14 protein-coding genes are annotated in these 17566 nt (G+C 52.9%); 8 read left to right on the top strand and 6 right to left on the bottom strand.

The genetic code is table 11. The features are described from left to right. Nucleotides 1-4: 4 nt before the first annotated feature. A complete protein-coding gene (locus C813_RS33955) occupies nucleotides 5-397 on the bottom strand; it encodes a CPCC family cysteine-rich protein (RefSeq protein ID WP_017457234.1) in 393 nt (130 codons plus the stop codon). A gap of 136 nt (nucleotides 398-533) precedes the next feature. Between C813_RS33955 and nifJ the strand changes: the two genes are divergently transcribed. The 5 genes from nifJ to C813_RS33930 all read left to right on the top strand — a co-directional run bounded on the left by nifJ (nucleotide 534) and on the right by C813_RS33930 (nucleotide 6669). After that, complete coding sequence (gene nifJ / locus C813_RS33950) at nucleotides 534-4058, top strand: pyruvate:ferredoxin (flavodoxin) oxidoreductase (protein WP_017457233.1); 3525 nt, start codon at nucleotides 534-536, stop codon at nucleotides 4056-4058. A 123-nt stretch (nucleotides 4059-4181) separates the two neighbouring features. Further along, nucleotides 4182-4394 carry a KTSC domain-containing protein gene (locus C813_RS33945; RefSeq protein WP_017457232.1) on the top strand — a complete coding sequence of 71 codons (213 nt, stop codon included), beginning with the start codon at nucleotides 4182-4184 and terminating at the stop codon, nucleotides 4392-4394. A gap of 68 nt (nucleotides 4395-4462) precedes the next feature. After that, complete coding sequence (locus tag C813_RS33940; protein ID WP_017457231.1) at nucleotides 4463-4789, top strand: antibiotic biosynthesis monooxygenase family protein; 327 nt, start codon at nucleotides 4463-4465, stop codon at nucleotides 4787-4789. 123 nt (nucleotides 4790-4912) lie between these two features. Then, entirely contained in the window at nucleotides 4913-5776 is an 864-nt protein-coding gene (locus C813_RS33935; RefSeq protein WP_238593051.1) for an MBL fold metallo-hydrolase, read from the top strand. Between the two features lie 50 nt (nucleotides 5777-5826). Beyond that, nucleotides 5827-6669, top strand: coding sequence for a helix-turn-helix transcriptional regulator (locus C813_RS33930; RefSeq protein ID WP_017457229.1), 843 nt, complete (start codon nucleotides 5827-5829; stop codon nucleotides 6667-6669). A gap of 111 nt (nucleotides 6670-6780) precedes the next feature. Here the strand turns inward: C813_RS33930 and C813_RS33925 are convergent, their stop codons facing one another. Beyond that, nucleotides 6781-8067, bottom strand: a complete 1287-nt coding sequence (locus C813_RS33925; protein WP_017457228.1) for an AppA family phytase/histidine-type acid phosphatase — start codon at nucleotides 8065-8067, stop codon at nucleotides 6781-6783. Between the two features lie 426 nt (nucleotides 8068-8493). Here C813_RS33925 and ttcA point away from each other — a divergent pair, with 426 nt between their 5' ends. Then, nucleotides 8494-9429 (top strand): tRNA 2-thiocytidine(32) synthetase TtcA, encoded by a 936-nt coding sequence (gene ttcA, locus C813_RS33920; protein WP_017457226.1) that lies wholly within the window; start codon nucleotides 8494-8496, stop codon nucleotides 9427-9429. 38 nt (nucleotides 9430-9467) lie between these two features. Here ttcA and dbpA read toward each other — a convergent pair whose 3' ends face one another. The 4 genes from dbpA to C813_RS33905 form a co-directional block, all read right to left on the bottom strand. Next, complete coding sequence (gene dbpA / locus C813_RS33915) at nucleotides 9468-10841, bottom strand: ATP-dependent RNA helicase DbpA (RefSeq protein WP_017457225.1); 1374 nt, start codon at nucleotides 10839-10841, stop codon at nucleotides 9468-9470. 30 nt (nucleotides 10842-10871) lie between these two features. Further along, nucleotides 10872-11045: a proline-rich small protein YnaL gene (gene ynaL / locus C813_RS47525; protein ID WP_017457224.1), complete on the bottom strand. Its 174-nt coding sequence runs from the start codon at nucleotides 11043-11045 to the stop codon at nucleotides 10872-10874. 271 nt (nucleotides 11046-11316) lie between these two features. Beyond that, nucleotides 11317-12300 (bottom strand): zinc transporter ZntB, encoded by a 984-nt coding sequence (zntB, locus tag C813_RS33910; RefSeq protein WP_017457223.1) that lies wholly within the window; start codon nucleotides 12298-12300, stop codon nucleotides 11317-11319. 145 nt (nucleotides 12301-12445) lie between these two features. Next, nucleotides 12446-13621, bottom strand: a complete 1176-nt coding sequence (locus tag C813_RS33905; protein WP_017457222.1) for a methyl-accepting chemotaxis protein — start codon at nucleotides 13619-13621, stop codon at nucleotides 12446-12448. Between the two features lie 455 nt (nucleotides 13622-14076). Between C813_RS33905 and C813_RS33900 the strand changes: the two genes are divergently transcribed. Together C813_RS33900 and C813_RS33895 are read left to right on the top strand one after the other, a co-directional pair. Further along, nucleotides 14077-16212, top strand: coding sequence for a putative bifunctional diguanylate cyclase/phosphodiesterase (locus tag C813_RS33900; RefSeq protein ID WP_025263606.1), 2136 nt, complete (start codon nucleotides 14077-14079; stop codon nucleotides 16210-16212). Nucleotides 16213-16311: 99 nt separating this feature from the next. Beyond that, nucleotides 16312-17532 carry a sensor domain-containing diguanylate cyclase gene (locus tag C813_RS33895; protein ID WP_017457220.1) on the top strand — a complete coding sequence of 407 codons (1221 nt, stop codon included), beginning with the start codon at nucleotides 16312-16314 and terminating at the stop codon, nucleotides 17530-17532. The last annotated feature ends 34 nt before the right edge of the window (nucleotides 17533-17566 follow it).

Raw genomic sequence — 17566 nt, 5'->3', positions numbered from 1 at the left:
AGTTTTATAACCTGTTCACAAGCAGTTCAGGCAGCATGAGTTGAGTATAAATACCATTCAGATAACGCTCTTGCTCTATTATTGAGCGGCCCATCACACCCTTATTCGGTAATTTTGCCACGGTACGCTTTTTTTCCTCATTAAGCGTGCGCGCGTTCGCGCCACCAGCAAAGTCGGGGACACTCTTCTGGACAGGATCATCTTCCCGGCGGCAAACGGGGCAAATCTCCCACTGGCCTTTTTTGGCAATCGTTTCACGTCCATAGCAGGGACAGCGTTCAGCCCGACCGCTCATGTCCATCTTCTCGGTTGCTGAGCCTGTTTCATCCAGCAACGTAACAGAAAACGTTCGCCCCCGCGCAATAATGCCGTTTTCCTGGCGCGGTTTAAATGGCAATTCATTGATTCCAGTTATACCTCAGGACACAAAAGCGAAAATTGCGCGCACGTTGGTTTGCTAAAATAAGGAGATAACTACAGGGCTTGTCGCCGTTTCACAAGTTCCTTTCTATTGAGCAATGCAAGGGTGCCATATGATTACTATTGACGGTAATGGCGCGGTCGCCTCAGTCGCCTTCCGCACCAGTGAAGTTATCGCCATATACCCCATTACCCCCAGCTCGACGATGGCTGAACAGGCAGATGCATGGGCCGGAAACGGTCTGAAAAACATCTGGGGCGACACGCCGCGCGTCGTTGAAATGCAGTCGGAAGCGGGCGCGATTGCCGCTGTGCACGGCGCTTTACAGACCGGTGCGCTTTCAACCTCGTTTACCTCATCGCAGGGTTTGCTGCTGATGATCCCCACGCTTTACAAGCTGGCGGGTCAATTAACACCGTTTGTTCTGCATGTTGCCGCACGCACCGTTGCCACCCACGCGCTCTCTATTTTTGGCGATCACTCCGATGTGATGGCGGTTCGCCAGACCGGTTGTGCGATGCTCGCTGCCAGTAGCGTGCAGGAAGCGCAAGATTTCGCGCTTATTTCGCAGATAGCGACACTGAAAAGCCGGGTGCCATTCATTCATTTCTTTGATGGTTTTCGTACCTCGCACGAAATCAATAAAATCGTGCCGCTGGCGGATGACACGATCCGCAACCTGCTTCCTCAAGCGGAAATTAATGCGCATCGTGCCCGCGCGCTCAACCCGGAACATCCGGTGATCCGTGGTACTTCTGCCAATCCGGACACCTATTTCCAGTCTCGCGAAGCGACCAACCCGTGGTACAACGCGGTGTACGCGCACGTTGAGCAGGCGATGGACGATTTCGCCACCGCCACCGGGCGGCAGTACAAACCTTTTGAATACTATGGTCACCCACAAGCCGATCGCGTGATCGTGCTGATGGGCTCGGCGATTGGTACCTGCGAAGAAGTGGTCGATGAACTGCTGACGCGCGGTGAAAAAGTCGGCGTGCTGAAAGTGCGTCTCTATCGCCCGTTCAGCGCCGCGCATCTGTTGTCCGTGTTACCGGAAAGCGCGAAAACCGTTGCCGTGCTGGATCGCACTAAAGAACCCGGCGCCCAGGCCGAACCACTTTATCTGGATGTGATGACCGCGCTGGCAGAAGCATTTAATAACGGCGAGCGGGAAACCCTGCCGCGCGTCATCGGCGGGCGTTACGGCCTTTCGTCAAAAGAGTTTGGCCCCGAATGCGTGCTGGCCATTTTTAATGAGCTGCGTGCGGCGAAACCCAAACCGCGTTTTACCGTCGGCATTTACGACGATGTGACCCACCTTTCTCTGCCGTTACCGGAAAACACCCTACCGTCGCATGCCAAATTAGAAGCGCTGTTCTACGGGCTTGGCAGCGACGGTAGCGTCTCGGCAACGAAAAACAACATCAAAATTATCGGTAACTCCACACCGTGGTATGCGCAGGGTTATTTTGTTTATGATTCGAAAAAGGCTGGCGGCCTGACGGTCTCGCACCTGCGCGTCAGTGAAAAGCCGATCAACTCGGCTTATCTGGTGTCGCAGGCGGATTTCGTCGGTTGCCACCAGTTGCAGTTTATCGACAAATACCAGATGGCCGAGCGCCTGAAACCGGGCGGTATTTTCCTGCTGAACACGCCCTACAGCGCCGACGAAGTCTGGTCACGTTTGCCGCAGGAAGTGCAGGCGGTGCTAAACCAGAAAAAAGCCCGTCTCTATGTGATTAACGCCGCGAAAATCGCCCGTGAATGCGGGCTTGCCGCCCGCATTAACACCGTCATGCAGATGGCGTTCTTCCATCTCACCAATATTCTGCCGGGTGATAGCGCGCTGACGGAATTGCAGGGCGCGATTGCCAAAAGTTACAGCAGTAAAGGTCAGGAACTGGTGGAGCGAAACTGGCAGGCGCTGGCGATGGCCCGCGAATCGTTATTTGAAGTACCGCTGGAAGCTGTTAATGCGCAAAGCGCCCATCGCCCGCCGGTGGTCTCTGATTCTGCACCCGATTTCGTGAAAACGGTGACGGCGGCCATGCTGGCCGGTCTTGGCGATGCATTGCCCGTCTCCGCGCTACCGCCGGACGGTACCTGGCCGGTGGGTACCACACGCTGGGAGAAACGCAATATCGCCGAAGCGATCCCTATCTGGAAAGAAGAGCTTTGCACCCAGTGTAACCACTGCGTTGCCGCCTGCCCGCATTCGGCGATCCGCGCCAAAGTGGTCTCGCCGCAAGCGATGGAAAACGCGCCGTCAAGCCTGCATTCACTGGATGTGAAATCCCGCGATATGCGCGGGCAGAAATATGTGCTGCAAGTCGCGCCGGAAGATTGCACCGGCTGTAACCTGTGCGTGGAAGTTTGCCCGGCAAAAGATCGCCAGAACCCGGATATCAAGGCCATCAATATGATGTCGCGTCTTGAACACGTTGAAGAAGAGAAAGTGAATTACGACTTCTTCCTCGACCTGCCGGAGATCGACCGCAGCAAACTAGAGCGCATCGACATTCGTACCTCACAGCTCATTACGCCGCTGTTTGAGTATTCCGGGGCTTGCTCCGGCTGCGGCGAAACGCCGTATATCAAACTGCTGACGCAACTGTATGGCGACCGGATGATGATCGCCAATGCCACCGGTTGTTCATCGATTTATGGCGGTAACCTGCCCTCGACGCCCTACACCACCGATGAAAACGGGCGCGGGCCGGCGTGGGCGAACTCGCTGTTTGAAGATAACGCCGAGTTCGGGCTTGGGTTCCGCTTAAGTGTGGATCAACACCGCCTGCGCGTTATGCGGCTGGTTAATCAATTTGCGGAGCATATTCCGGCGGAACTGAACGCGGCATTGCATACGCAAGCGACCCCGGAAGAACGTCGCGCCCAGGTGGCTGAATTGCGTACCGCGCTGGCGTCTGTAGAAGGCGCACAACAACTGTTGACCGATGCCGATGCGCTGGTCGAAAAATCGATTTGGCTGATTGGCGGCGATGGCTGGGCGTACGATATTGGCTTTGGCGGGCTCGATCATGTGCTGAGCCTGACCGAGAACGTCAATATTCTGGTGCTCGATACCCAGTGTTACTCCAACACTGGCGGCCAGGCCTCGAAAGCCACGCCGCTGGGTGCCGTAACCAAGTTCGGCGAGCATGGCAAACGCAAGGCACGCAAAGATCTGGGCGTCAGCATGATGATGTACGGCCACGTTTACGTCGCGCAAATTTCGCTCGGCGCGCAGCTCAACCAGACGGTGAAAGCCATTCAGGAAGCAGAAGCCTACCCCGGCCCGTCGCTGATTATCGCTTACAGCCCCTGTGAAGAGCACGGTTATGACCTTGCGCTGAGCCATGATCAGATGCGCCAGCTCACCGCGACCGGCTTCTGGCCGCTGTACCGCTACGATCCGCGCCGCGAAGATGAAGGGAAAGTGCCACTGGCGCTGGACTCGCGGCCGCCGTCAGATGCGCTGGCAGAGACCCTGCTTAATGAGCAGCGCTTCCGTCGCCTGAACGCACAGCAACCGGAGGTGGCTGAACAACTATGGAAAGATGCCGCAGCCGACCTGCAAAAACGCTACGACTTCCTGGCTCAGCTGGCAGGTAAAGCGGAGAAAAACGCGGCAGAATAAGCCAGCCGCCGAAAAAGCCACCGGTTGACGCCGGTGGCTTTTTTAACGCACCGATTTTGCATGACACCCGCAGGAAGCTCGCTGATAATCACGGTTTCAGCCCGCACGGCAAGGAGCGAATTTATGCAGCATCACGCAGTTACCTCATCACGCATCGCTTCTGTCGGTTATGACCAACGCACCCGCACGCTGGAAATCTGTTTTCACGATAAAAGTGTCTACCAGTATCAGGGCGTGCCGGAACGTATCTTTTCCGTGTTTCTTACCGTTGTTTCCAAAGGCCGTTTTTATGATGGCGTGGTAAAAGGCAAATATCCGGAAAGAAAAGTCGCCTGAACAGGTAGCTACCGCTGCGTAAAATTCCTGTCAGGATGAAGATCAGACAACCTATATCAGGAATCGCTATGTCAGCATTCAACCACCCCACACCCTATTACGCAGTGATTTTCACCTCCGTGCGCACCGCTGTTGATGATGGCTACGGCACAATGTCCGATCGCATGATGGCACTGGCGGTAAACCAACCCGGTTTTCTCGGCGTGGATTCCGCCCGTGAAGAGGTTGGCATAACCGTCTCTTACTGGGCCTCGCTTGAGGCCATTAAGAGCTGGAAGATGAATGCCGAACATCTCATTGCGCAGAAAACCGGGCGTGAAAAGTGGTACAACTCGTTCACAACCCGCATCTGCCGGGTGGAAAAAGAGTATTCTTTTCAGGCGCTGGGCGAGTAACTGTGTGCTCGCGCACCACGTACAATGAGCGCAAAACGCACCGCATTGAACAAATAAGCGCACGCTTTTTCGTTACGCTGTATTCGACATTCACCGGAATGTAATGAAAACAAAGCGAGGATTATGATGACGTCCCGGACGCTTGAGCCAACGCCCGCAATCAAACGCCTGCAGTTGCAGGACATCACTGTCACGATACTCAGTGACGGTTACCTTGAAGGCGATTTTGCGCTGTTAAACGGTATTGAAACCGACCATGCCGAAGCGTTACTGACCGCGAGTTGCGCTTCGCCCCTGCCGCGCATGAATATTAATGCCTGCGTGGTCGAAACCGCCGGACACACCATTCTTATCGATAGTGGAACCGGTACGCCCGACGGCGCAAGTGGCGCATTACCGGCTGCCCTTGCCGCAGCGGGCATTGACCCACTATGTATCGACACCATCTTGTTGACCCACGGCCACCGCGATCATATTGGCGGTCTTGCCGGCCCGCAGCAGACCCCGGTTTTCAGTAATGTGCAGCGTCTGTTTGTGCATGAGAAAGAGCTCGCCTTCTGGCGTGATGAAACGCTGTATGCCAGCGCACCGGAGGGCCTCAAGCGCTCATATGACATCGCAAGGAATGCGTTCAGCACTTACGACGACAGGCTGGTGACCTTTAAACAAGAGGATCTTCTGCCCAGTGTTCAGGCGGTGCCGCTTTTTGGTCATACCCCAGGTCACAGCGGTTTTCTGCTTGGCAATGGGAATGACGCTCTGCTTATCTGGGGGGACATTGTCCATTTTCCGCATATCCAGATAGCCCGACCTGACGTCTCGATTGCCTATGATCGCGACCCAGCACTGGCAGCAAAAACGCGCAGCGCCCTGCTGGATCGCGTTGCGGCAGATAATATTGCCGTTTGCGGTATGCATTTTAACTTCCCGACCACGGCAAAACTTAGCCGTAGCGGTAAAAACTACGCGTTGCATTACGCGATGTAAGTTTCTCCGGCAGGAAAACCTGCCGGAACCAGCCTTGCAGAGAAGATCGAATGATAAGCCCCGCTTTACACGCCGATGCGCGCGAAACAGAAATATTGCTCAATGCGCTGCTGGATCTGGTCCGTTCCGAACACGCCTTTCCCTGCTGTTGCCTGCGCGCCATGCAAAGCTGGCAGGTTAATAAGTTTCAGGTTGACGGTGCGACCTTTTCCTTTCCACTGCGCGGCACATTTCGTTACCGCGAGCAGAATCAGTGGCTCTGCGTATCGCCCGGCGAGATGCTGGTATTCCCCAACGCCCGTAGCATCGATATTGAGTGTACGCCCGATCCCGACAGCGGCGAGTTTCTCGCGCTGACAGTGTTAATGGCAGAAGAGCAACTGGAGGCAGCCCGGCTCTTGCTGCGCGTCTTGCCCCCGGCAGAGCCAGGCAACATCGCCGCTGAACGGCTGGCACAATTTATCGCCCCGATGACCCGCTGGGTCGCCGCACTGCGGGCCGGAAACCGCACACTATCAATTCATGCGATGCTTGAGATTGTGCTCAGGTTGTTTGAGATGGGACATCACGGTTTGTTGCGTCTTCAGCCACCGGGTATAGCCATGACGATACGCAACATGGTAAGCGGTGATCCGGCACATCACTGGTCTACCGGTGAGATTGAAGAGCGGCTCAATATTAGCGGCGCCACGCTTCGTCGCCGTCTTGCGGCAGAAAATACCACGCTCAGCGCAGTGATCACCGATGCGAGGATTGCCGATGCGCTTCAGTTACTGATGACAACCCGCATACCGATAAAGTCGGTCGCCGCGCGTGTTGGCTATGCGTCGGTCGCCAGTTTCAGCCGTCAATTCAATAAACGCTACGGCGCTGAACCTTCAGTTTTTCGCTAAAGACGAACAGGCTCAATGGCGTATTAAGCACGCATCGCCTGTGCCCCGTTTCTCTATCAATATTCAGGGCACAGGATTTCGCAGCACACTTGCCTGGCGAAAAGCCGTGTTTCATAAGCCGCAATCAGCGACGCGCAGCGATTCAATTAGCTTTGCAAAACTGCTTAAGGAACACATACCCTGCGCATTCTTCTCACTGCACGCCTTGAGCGCAAGATCCACTCGACCCGGTGGGTTATCCCGCGAGAAAGCGCGCATCTCTCTCATCTCCTGCAAGGTCTGATAAACGAACGAGACCTGAACCCAGTCCGTGTTGTCGCTTACCCGCTTCCAGCGTTCGAAAACCAACTCTCCACCCGGCGGGGTATTATCGGGTTGTGATGGCAGCGACCAGTTAAGATCCAACGCACCACTGAGATTGGCAAGGTTGGTATCATGTCCGGCAATAAACAACACAGAAACAGGAAACGTGATGCCGTAATGATTCTGATCAGCGCCGTTGGTGGTCAATGCCGTGCGTATTAAATCAAGTAAGGGCGTCGCCCTGCTCCGCGCCACTTCAGGTGTTCTTTGTAACAGATCAAACTGGGCATTATGCAGGCTTAATAATGATTGCCATTCTTTGTCTCCAGCGATCCTTCCCCATGCCACGTCCGTCATTCCTTGTGCTTGCTGAAGGAGAAAGATTTCAGTGAGCGTTGAAGAAAGCCCCCACGCGCCAGGCAAGGAGACGTTATCAGGCCTGATGTTAAGTTTGGTGGGAATATCTCTGGTGAATGAACACACATGGTTTTCCCCGGCCGTTTTGCATTTCTCTGAGACAGGGAAATTTAAAACGTGCTCCAGAGCCTGGAAAGCAGGCTGATATTTCTGCGTATATTGCTCAATATTTCCTCCCGCTTTCGTTAAAATCGCCTCTTTTACCGCCGATGTGTTAAATGCGCATTTACCCGTTTTTATCGGGTTAAAAAGCGGGTCTGTCTTCGATTTTTCTTGCTGATAATGCACAGGAATAGGACAGTCAGGTGCCAGCCCCGTCAGGAATGCTTCGCCAGTTTTGCGCGTTCGTTGATCGGTATCGGCAATCACCGCCACACGCCCCGCGTCCGGGCAGGTTTTATCTGTCAGCAACCCGGCATCTGCCAGCCGCAGACGCTGATAATGCCCCAGTGCAGAAATGAGTTGCCCTCCGCGCGGCGTGAGCCATCCCAGCGGCACCTCCCACTGGGGCCACTGAAAAGGTGTCACTTCGCGCATTTGTGGCGTGAACTTGGTTGGCGCGCGCACACCGTGACGGCTAACAATCACCACGCGCTCCAGCTTCATTGCGGAGTCTTCTTTTGCCTGTAATTGAAATGAAAAAAAGAAAAGAATTAACACTCCTGTGCGAACAATCATTGCTCTTATCACTTTTACCTCCCTTCGATAATTAGATAACCGCTTGTTTCTTCACAAACTGATTACACATCCTGGCGAAAATGATTCTACTCCTGTATTGATGAATAGGTTTTATACCGCACCTGAAAAAAGGTGAGCGATGACCCTTTCATTTATTGCCTGCGCCTGGCACCAGCCGTAAAACGTGCTGGTATTCGCCGCCGGAATCCGTACCATACGCGACATACTTTTGCCTGCTGGTTTTTGACTGCCGGCACAAGCCCATTTTCATCGCCAGTTGACAGGCATGAAAGGGCAAAGGGTTTACGAAATTTACGGTGCATGGCGAGAGGAAATGAACCAGGATCAGATAGGCATGCTAATCAACAGTTGCCGTTTTATGATGTGGTTTGCCCCTGCGGTGCCCCTGCTTCCAGAGACAAAATAATGATTGAAAAGCAAGAGATTACAAAGAAAGAACAGTACAACCTTAACAAGTTGCAAAAGCGTCTGCGCCGTAACGTGGGCGAGGCCATTGCCGACTTCAACATGATTGAAGAAGGCGATCGCATTATGGTTTGCCTTTCCGGCGGTAAAGACAGTTACAGCATGCTGGAAATTTTGCGCAACCTGCAACAGAGCGCGCCGGTAAACTTTTCGCTGGTGGCGGTTAACCTCGACCAGAAGCAGCCGGGTTTCCCGGAACATATTCTGCCGCAGTATCTGGATACGCTGGGCGTGGAATACAAAATCGTGGAAGAAAACACGTACGGTATCGTTAAAGAGAAGATCCCGGAAGGCAAAACCACCTGTTCGCTCTGCTCACGCTTGCGTCGCGGCATTCTTTACCGCACAGCGACGGAGCTGGGTGCAACAAAAATCGCCCTTGGTCACCACCGCGACGACATCCTGCAAACGCTGTTTTTGAACATGTTCTACGGCGGAAAAATGAAAGGGATGCCGCCAAAACTGATGAGCGATGACGGTAAACACATCGTGATTCGCCCGCTGGCTTACTGCCGCGAAAAAGATATTGAGCGCTTCTCAGAAGCCAAAGGGTTCCCCATTATTCCGTGCAACCTGTGTGGATCCCAGCCGAACCTGCAACGCCAGGTCATTGCCGATATGCTGCGTGACTGGGACAAACGCTATCCTGGACGCATCGAAACCATGTTCAGCGCGATGCAAAACGTGGTGCCTTCGCACCTGAGCGATATTAATTTGTTCGACTTTAAAGGCATTACCCACGGTTCAGAAGTGGTGAACGGCGGCGATCTGGCTTTTGATCGGGAAGAGATCCCGCTGCAACCGGCGGGCTGGCAGCCGGAAGAGGATGATTCGCAACTCGATGAGCTGCGCCTCAACGTCATTGAAGTGAAATAAGATTATGCCTCTCTGGCGCGCCAGAGAGGCTATTTGCTTTATTTCAGCAACCGCACACGGCAGGTCTTGCCCTTAATTTTCCCGTTCTGCAATTGCTTCCACGCCTGACGCGCCACGCTTTGACGCACAGCGACATAAACGTGGGCGGGGTGGAGGGTGATTTTGCCGATATCCGCGCCATCCAGCCCCATTTCTCCCGTTAACGCCCCGAGCACATCACCGGCACGCATTTTGGCTTTCTTGCCGCCATCAATGCACAACGTTGCCATTTCGGCTTCCAGCGGAACGACCTTGACGTTAGCCGGTGGATTTAGCCAGTTCAGCTTCAGTTGCAGCATCTCGGCCAGAATATTCGCGCGCTGCGCTTCTTCCGGCGCACAGAAACTGATGGCCAGACCGCTGTTACCCGCACGCGCGGTACGTCCGATGCGGTGTACGTGAACTTCCGGGTCCCACGCCAGCTCGTAGTTCACCACCAGTTCCAGTGACTTGATATCCAGCCCACGCGCGGCAACATCGGTGGCAACCAGTACACGGGCGCTGCCGTTGGCGAAACGCACCAGGGTTTGGTCGCGATCGCGCTGCTCCAGATCGCCATGCAGCGCCAGTGCATCCTGCCCGACAGCGTTCAGTGCATCGCACACTTCCTGGCAATCTTTTTTGGTGTTGCAGAACACGACACAGGACGCAGGGCGGTGCTCGCTGAGCAGCTTTTGCAGCAAACTGGCTTTGCCGTTGCGGGAAACTTCAAAAAATTGCTGTTCTACGGCCGGCAGCGCGTCAACGGTGTCGATTTCAATCGTTTCCGGATTGCGCTGCACACGACCGCTAATGGCGGCAATAGCTTCCGGCCAGGTCGCAGAAAAGAGCAGCGTCTGGCGTGAAGCCGGGGCAAAAGCGATAACCTCATTGATGGCGTCGCTAAATCCCATATCCAGCATACGATCCGCTTCATCCATCACCAGCGTTTGCAGGTTATCGAGAGAAACGGTGCTTTTTTGCAGGTGATCCAGCAGGCGGCCCGGCGTGGCGACAATAATGTGTGGCGCGTGCTGTAATGAGTCGCGCTGGGCCCCAAAAGGTTGCCCACCGCACAGCGTCAATATTTTAATGTTCGGCATATAACGCGCCAGGCGACGCAGCTCGTTTGCCACCTGATCCGCCAGTTCGCGCGTTGGGCATAAAATGAGGGATTGCGTTTGAAAACGGCTGGCGTCGATGTGCTGCAACAGCCCTAAGCCAAACGCCGCTGTTTTACCGCTGCCGGTTTTCGCCTGAACCCGGACATCCTTACCTGCAAGAATAGCCGGCAGCGCCGCCGCCTGGACGGGCGTCATGGTGAGATAGCCCAGTTCGTTGAGGTTTTCGATCTGGGCTGCGGGCAAAGTATTCAGGGTTGAAAAAGCGGTCACAATGTTTTCTCGCGATAAAAAGGCATACGTTTAGCAGGCGCGTATCCTCTCAGATCTGCCTTTATAACGCGACATTTTAATCGGTTCTTCATCCGGCGGCGGATCCGGCATCGGTTGCGGGCGAGGAATTGGGTCAGGAACAGGAACCGGGTCCGTAGGCACCGGATCGCTCAACTGTGGGGAGAAAAAATAGAGTGCGTTCATCATTGCCTCCTTTTTGTGGGCTTCCCGTTAAGGGTAGACGGCGAGAACGCAGAGGCAAAAAAAAGCCGACTATTAAGTCGGCGTCGTACGAATCAATTGTGCTATGCAGTAATTCAAAAAAGGAAGTAAGACAATATGGAGCGCAACGCCCATCGCTTGACGTTGCATTCACCTGCGAGATGAATATTGCCCTGAACAGGTGTTTCGTTTATTGACCTCGCTCAATTAATGCGGCGTTTTTATGTTCAATTTTTGTTAAAAAAGTGAAATTTTACAGCCAGTTACTACGATGCAACCACCAGGTAACACCACCGATCAGCACTACCAACATCATGCAAAACAGCGCAAAACCAAAATGCCAACCGCCACCGGGAATACCGCCAAGGTTGACGCCAAACAGCCCCGTTAAAAATGTACTCGGCAGAAACACCATAGCCATCAAGGACATAGTATACGTTCGCCGCGCCAGCGATTCCTGCATTACCTGGGTGATTTCATCAGTCATCACGCCGGTACGGGCGATACAGGCATCGATCTCATCGAGCCCACGACCCAGGCGATCGGCAATATCCTGCATGCGTCGGCGCTGATCATCACTCATCCACGGCAAGCGTTCGCTGGCCAGCCGGGCAAACACATCCCGCTGCGGCGCCATATAGCGACGCATCACAATCAATTGCTTACGCAACAACGCCAGGATGCCGCGCGGCGGAATTTGCTGATCGAGCAGATTGTCTTCAAGGTCGATAATCCGGTCGTGCAGCGATTCAATAAACTCGCTGGCGTGATCGGTCAGCGCATCGCACACATCCACCAGCCAGCCGCCACAATCCGCCGGGCCGGTACCCTCCTCCAGATCGCTGACCACATCATCCAGCGCCAGTACTTTACGCTGGCGTGTCGACACTATCATGCGCTCGTCCATATAAACGCGTACCGCCACCAGTTGATCCGGCCGCTCGTCCGTGCTGCCGTTAATGCAGCGCAACGTAATTAACGTCCCTTCGCCCATGCGACTTACCCGTGGGCGCATGCTCTCCCCGGAAAGCGCCGTGCGCACACTATTCGGCAACACGGGCGTGGTTTCCAGCCACTGAGCGCTCTCTGGGTTGGTATAATTCAGATGCACCCAACACGGGGTGCTTGCGGTAATAACATCATTATCTTCCAGCGGTTTCACGCCGCCTTTTCCGTCCAACAACCAGGCAAATACCGCATCCGGAACGTTCACATCAGTTCCTTTAATTGCTTCCACAGGACCTCCACAATCCGCATGGTGTTTTGGCAAGTCTAGCCATATGGCAACGTTAAGCAATCATCACGCTGAATTTATTAACAAATTAACAAACAATGCAAAAAATAAGGCCCGGTTTCCCGGACCTTTGCATCAATGAGCAGAATCAGAACGAGTGCCAGTAATTTTCCCGCTTACCCAGCAGCGGAGCATTGACGCGTGGCGTGGAAACATTTGCCGGCAGCGCCTCACCCTGCGCTTTTACCGCTGCCAGGCGGAATTTGCCAATGCGTTGCAGCAAACCTTCTACCTGGTGTTGTAAAACATCCGACGAGCCCGCCAGTTCATCCACCATAGTGACGTTACTCTGCGTCACTTTTTCCAGTTCCGCCAGTGCAAGCGTGATCTGCGAGATCCCCTTCTCCTGCTGTAGCGTCGTGACGGCGATTTCATCCATTAATTTACTCACCACACTCGCCCCCGAAACAATCTCGTGCATGTTCTGCTCGGCTTCGCCGACGACGGTCGCGCCCTGATTAACGTTATCGGTGGTGACCGCAATCAGCGATTTAATGTTTTTCGCCGCCTCCGCACTGCGATGCGCGAGACTGCGCACTTCGCCCGCCACGACGGAAAAACCTTTGCCATGATCCCCGGCGCGCGCCGCTTCTACTGCCGCGTTCAGCGCCAGAATATTTGTCTGGAAAGCGATACCATCAATGATGGAAATAATTTCGGTCATCTGATCGGCACAATCGGTTATCGATTGCATATTTTTCGCCACCTGCCCCATTAAATCCCCCCCTTTTTGCGCGCAGGTTGTGGCATCTTTTGCCCGGGTACTTGCGAGGCGGGTATTGTCCGCATTGTTTTTCGTGCTGGAAGCCATTTGCTCCATACTCGACGCCGTTTGCACCAGCGCGGCTGATTGCTCTTCCGTTTTAACGGACAGATCGGCACTGCGTGAGGCGAGCTGCGCCGAAAGCTCCAGTGCGGTATCCGAAGACGCGCGAATTTCTTTCACCAGGCTCGCGATACTGGCAGAAAGGCTGTTAATACCTGGAATTAACCGACCCGCGCAATTATTACCAAACTCAGGAATAACGATAGACAGGTTTCCCGATGTGACTTCTTCTATGCTTTTTTTAACCGTGTTTATCGGCGTCACCAAATATTGCGTCATATAAAACCAGAGAAGCGTCAATGATGTGAGGGAAACAACACTTGTCGTGGCAAATAAAACGATATTTTTTGAGATAGTGATCACTAATGCATTCAAAACAATAAAAGAGACCAGAAGATATAAAATAATAAATGTTCTTACACTAATATTTCTTAACATAGGGAAACCCACCTGAACACCGGGGACGGTAAGATCCTTATAGCATTCGGCATGTACTTTTACACGGCGAAATTGATGCCGAATAATGTTTGCCTTTAAATAATATCAATTTCACTTAAGTTGATTCAAATGAGAAGTTTAAGCGCCGCCAAGCAGATACTTATATAAAAATACACGGAGAAAGCGGAATTGCCTGTTAACATATATCATATAATAAATGATGTATTTCAGAGTGATGAAATTATATTTTTCAGTTTAAGATAAATTCATCACATGATAAATCATTCACTTTATTTAAGTTATTGTTGTTCCAGCCGATGAATAAATGAAGAGCCATTATTAGTTTATTCGCCCCTGTAATAATAAAATTAGCGTAGCCATTAAATTCATTATGTTAGCTGCTAAAATTAGTGCCAGGATTACATATCACCTTTTTTGCCTGTGTGGATTGCATGATGCTCTACGTTTCGTGGGACCCCATTTTGATCGGCATCTCTTTTCTGGTCGCTTTCATTGCTTCATTTGTCGCACTGGATAGCGCAGGCAAAGTTGCGACGTCTGAACCGCGCAGTGCAATATTCTGGCGTTTTTCGGGTGGCGCCACCCTGGGCATCGGTATCTGGTCAATGCATTATGTCGGCATGCTGGCGATGAAAATGCCAGTGATGATGCATTACGATTTAGAGCTGACCCTGCTCTCATTTATTATCGCGATGTTGACGTCAATACTCGCTATCAATATTGCCGTGGCGGGCAAAACACTGCCGACAAAACGTCTGCTGTTCGCTTCCTTACTGCTCGGTACCGGCGTGGTCTCCATGCATTATCTTGGTATGGCGTCGATGATGGGGTTCATCACCATTTACTGGAACGCTGCGCTGATTGCACTTTCGGTAGCCATTGCCTTTCTCAGTGCCTGGGTTGCCCTTTGGCTGGCCTTTAGCCTGCGGCAAAATACCCACGGCGTCTTTATTAACCGCGTCTTTGCAGCACTGGTGATGGGCGGTTCTATCAGTGCTATGCATTACACTGCAATGAGTGCCGCCACGTTCAGTAGCGATGGCACTGGCATTGTGATCCGCGGCCATGCAACGACGCTGATGAGCCATGACGTCGGGGAATTGGGGCTTTCATTATGGGTTGCCACGACGACGCTGGTGATTTTCGGCATCATGCTGTTCATTTCGATGATTGATTCGCAACTGCGGACATCACGTTTGACGGACAGCCTGCGCCAGCTTAATCAGCAACTTGAAAAACAAGCCTATTATGACCCGCTAACGGGGCTGGCAAACCGATCCCAGCTCGACAATCTTCTTGATGCTTGCCTTGGCAAGGCCTCGGCGACACGCAGCACTTTCGCACTGATTTATATGGATTTAGATCGCTTTAAACTGGTTAATGATGCCTGGGGACATCACATTGGAGACCAACTGCTGGTGGCGGTTGCCGGGCGATTATCTGCCTGTATCAGCGAAAAAATGTCGCTGGCGCGCCTGGGCGGCGATGAGTTTACCCTGCTGGTACCGGATACCCACGAAGACGAGGTTGTGGCGCTGGTAAAACACCTTGTCGCCACCATTCAACAGCCCTTTTGCGAGCTGAACCATGTCATTAATGTTTCACTCAGCGCCGGGATCAGTTACTACCCGCAGCATGGCGATACCGCCCATGAGCTGAAACTGAAGGCCGACACGGCAATGTACAGCGTAAAACAGGAAGGCCGTAACAGTTGGGCTGTGTTTCATGCTGGTATGGCGCAGAAAACCGTCGACGATCCGCTGTTTTTGCAGGATTTATCGCAGGCGCTGTCGCGCGACCAGTTTGAACTCTGGTACCAACCGCAGTACCACGCACCGGAACATGCATTGGCAGGTTTCGAAGCCTTGCTGCGCTGGCGTCACCCAACACGAGGGATTTTGCTGCCCGCAACCTTTTTACCCATGCTGGAAAAAACGGGGTTAATCATCTCTGTCGGGCGCTGGGTGATTGATGCAGCATGCAGGCAACTGCAGCACTGGAACAACCAGGGGTTTCGTCATCTGACGCTTGCTATCAACCTCTCACCCAGCCAGTTTGAGCAGCATGATATTTACGACCAAATCACCGATTCACTGCAACGCTACCATATCGATCCCATGCAGTTGACGCTTGAAATCACGGAGAACACCGCGCTGAAAAACATCGAGCGCAGTGTGCAACTGCTTAATCAGTTCGCGCAAATGGGTATCACGGTCGCTATTGATGATTTTGGCACGGGTTACTCCAATATGCTGATGTTGAAACGGTTACCGGCAACAGAGCTTAAAATCGACAGAAGTTTTGTGAAGGATATTCGCGATAACAGTCGCAACGTAAAGATTGTCTCAACGATTATTGATATTGCACATTCCATGAACATGCATGTTGTGGCGGAAGGTATCGAAACGGCCGAGCAGCAGGCGTTGCTGACCAATCTGGGCTGTGCTTACCTGCAAGGGTTTCTTTTCGCTCGTCCTTTACCCGTCGAGAAAGTCGCAGTGCTGCTACAGCAAAAAAGATTTACTTTATCGCTGGAATGTTCAGATTCGTCACAAAAAAAGCCCGCATAAACCCCTAATTTTCAGGTATGTTGCAAGAAAGTCATTAAATTGCCGCTGATGTGTCACTCGTGACCGCGTTGCAACATACATGATTAAGGGGGAGTCGCAATGCTTAAACATCACCTGGATGCGTTGAATGTGCTCTCCACCCCGGTTTGGGTGGTTGCTCCTGACACAGAAGCGTTACTGTTCGCGAATGCGCAAGCGCTGAAAATCGCGGCGGGACGCTCACTCAATGAGATGCGAAACGGAAAATACTCTGCTTATGCGCAACTCAGCCTGGCCATGTACCTGCCCAGCTTGCAAAATCATGAAGATGTGGTCGAAATCTGGAGTGTTTGCCCGGATGGTGAAGAGACCACCATCAGTTGCCGTGTCGTGTTGCGCACGTTAGAAAACGCCGGTGAAGTGCTGCTGTTTGAAGGCATTTCAGGTGCCGCTGCGGCGGCGCTAAAAGCGCACCACTCGCCAACTTATCGCCCGCATAAGCAAGGTTTTTACGCCCGCTTCTTTTACACAACGTCCGCGCCAATGCTGCTTATCGATCCTATTCGTGATGGGTTGATTGTCGATGCCAACCTCGCGGCGCTGCGTTTTTATGGTTATGACCATGAAGAGATGCGCCAGAAACACACCTGGGAGATCAATACGCTTGGGCGCAGCGTATTACCGGTAATGCAGGAGGTATCTCATCTACCTGGCGGGCATAAGCCATTAAATTTTATTCATCAACTCGCTGACGGTTCCACCCGCCATGTACAAACTTACGCCGGACCGATTGAGATCTATGGCAAGCGTTTAATGTTGTGCATTATTCACGACATCACCGAACAAAAACGGCTTGAGCAGGAACTGGAATACGCTGCGCATCGGGACGCGCTCACCGGCCTGCTGAACCGTCGCCAGTTTTATCATTTGACGGAACACATTCTGCCGACGGGGCTGGATTTCAGTTTGCTGCTGGTCGACGCCGATCATTTCAAAGGTATCAACGATCAGTTTGGTCATCAGAAAGGTGACCAGGTGCTGGTTGAACTGGCGCGAATGCTTGAGACGAACTGCCGCTCAGGCGATTATGTTTTCCGCTGGGGTGGCGAAGAGTTCCTGCTATTGTTGCCGCATACCACCACGGATATGGCACTAAACGTAGCGGAACGGATACGTCAGGCCGTTGCCAGTATCAACATCGCGGATCTGCCTGGTTTTACGGTGAGTATTGGTGTTGCACACCACCTGCCTGATGAAGACATGGATGCGCTCTTCAAACGTGTGGATGAGGCTTTATACCTGGCGAAAAATAACGGGCGAAACCGGGTGCTGGCCGCATGATCGCAAGCAAAAAAAAGCGCCCGTCTGACGGGCG

This window comes from Kosakonia sacchari SP1, from assembly GCF_000300455.3.
Classification (GTDB): Bacteria; Pseudomonadota; Gammaproteobacteria; order Enterobacterales; family Enterobacteriaceae; genus Kosakonia; species Kosakonia sacchari.
This window is presented reverse-complemented; position numbering and strand designations above follow the sequence as displayed.

What these genes read in the sequence shown, in the direction of transcription:
- nifJ (WP_017457233.1), top strand. Translation starts at nt 534, where the DNA reads ATGATTACTATTGACGGTAATGGCGCGGTCGCCTCAGTCGCCTTCCGC.
- C813_RS33945 (WP_017457232.1), top strand. Translation starts at nt 4,182, where the DNA reads ATGCAGCATCACGCAGTTACCTCATCACGCATCGCTTCTGTCGGTTAT.
- C813_RS33940 (WP_017457231.1), top strand. Translation starts at nt 4,463, where the DNA reads ATGTCAGCATTCAACCACCCCACACCCTATTACGCAGTGATTTTCACC.
- C813_RS33935 (WP_238593051.1), top strand. Translation starts at nt 4,913, where the DNA reads ATGATGACGTCCCGGACGCTTGAGCCAACGCCCGCAATCAAACGCCTG.
- C813_RS33930 (WP_017457229.1), top strand. Translation starts at nt 5,827, where the DNA reads ATGATAAGCCCCGCTTTACACGCCGATGCGCGCGAAACAGAAATATTG.
- C813_RS33925 (WP_017457228.1), bottom strand. Translation starts at nt 8,067, where the DNA reads ATGATTGTTCGCACAGGAGTGTTAATTCTTTTCTTTTTTTCATTTCAA.
- ttcA (WP_017457226.1), top strand. Translation starts at nt 8,494, where the DNA reads ATGATTGAAAAGCAAGAGATTACAAAGAAAGAACAGTACAACCTTAAC.
- ynaL (WP_017457224.1), bottom strand. Translation starts at nt 11,045, where the DNA reads ATGAACGCACTCTATTTTTTCTCCCCACAGTTGAGCGATCCGGTGCCT.
- C813_RS33905 (WP_017457222.1), bottom strand. Translation starts at nt 13,621, where the DNA reads ATGTTAAGAAATATTAGTGTAAGAACATTTATTATTTTATATCTTCTG.
- C813_RS33900 (WP_025263606.1), top strand. Translation starts at nt 14,077, where the DNA reads ATGCTCTACGTTTCGTGGGACCCCATTTTGATCGGCATCTCTTTTCTG.
- C813_RS33895 (WP_017457220.1), top strand. Translation starts at nt 16,312, where the DNA reads ATGCTTAAACATCACCTGGATGCGTTGAATGTGCTCTCCACCCCGGTT.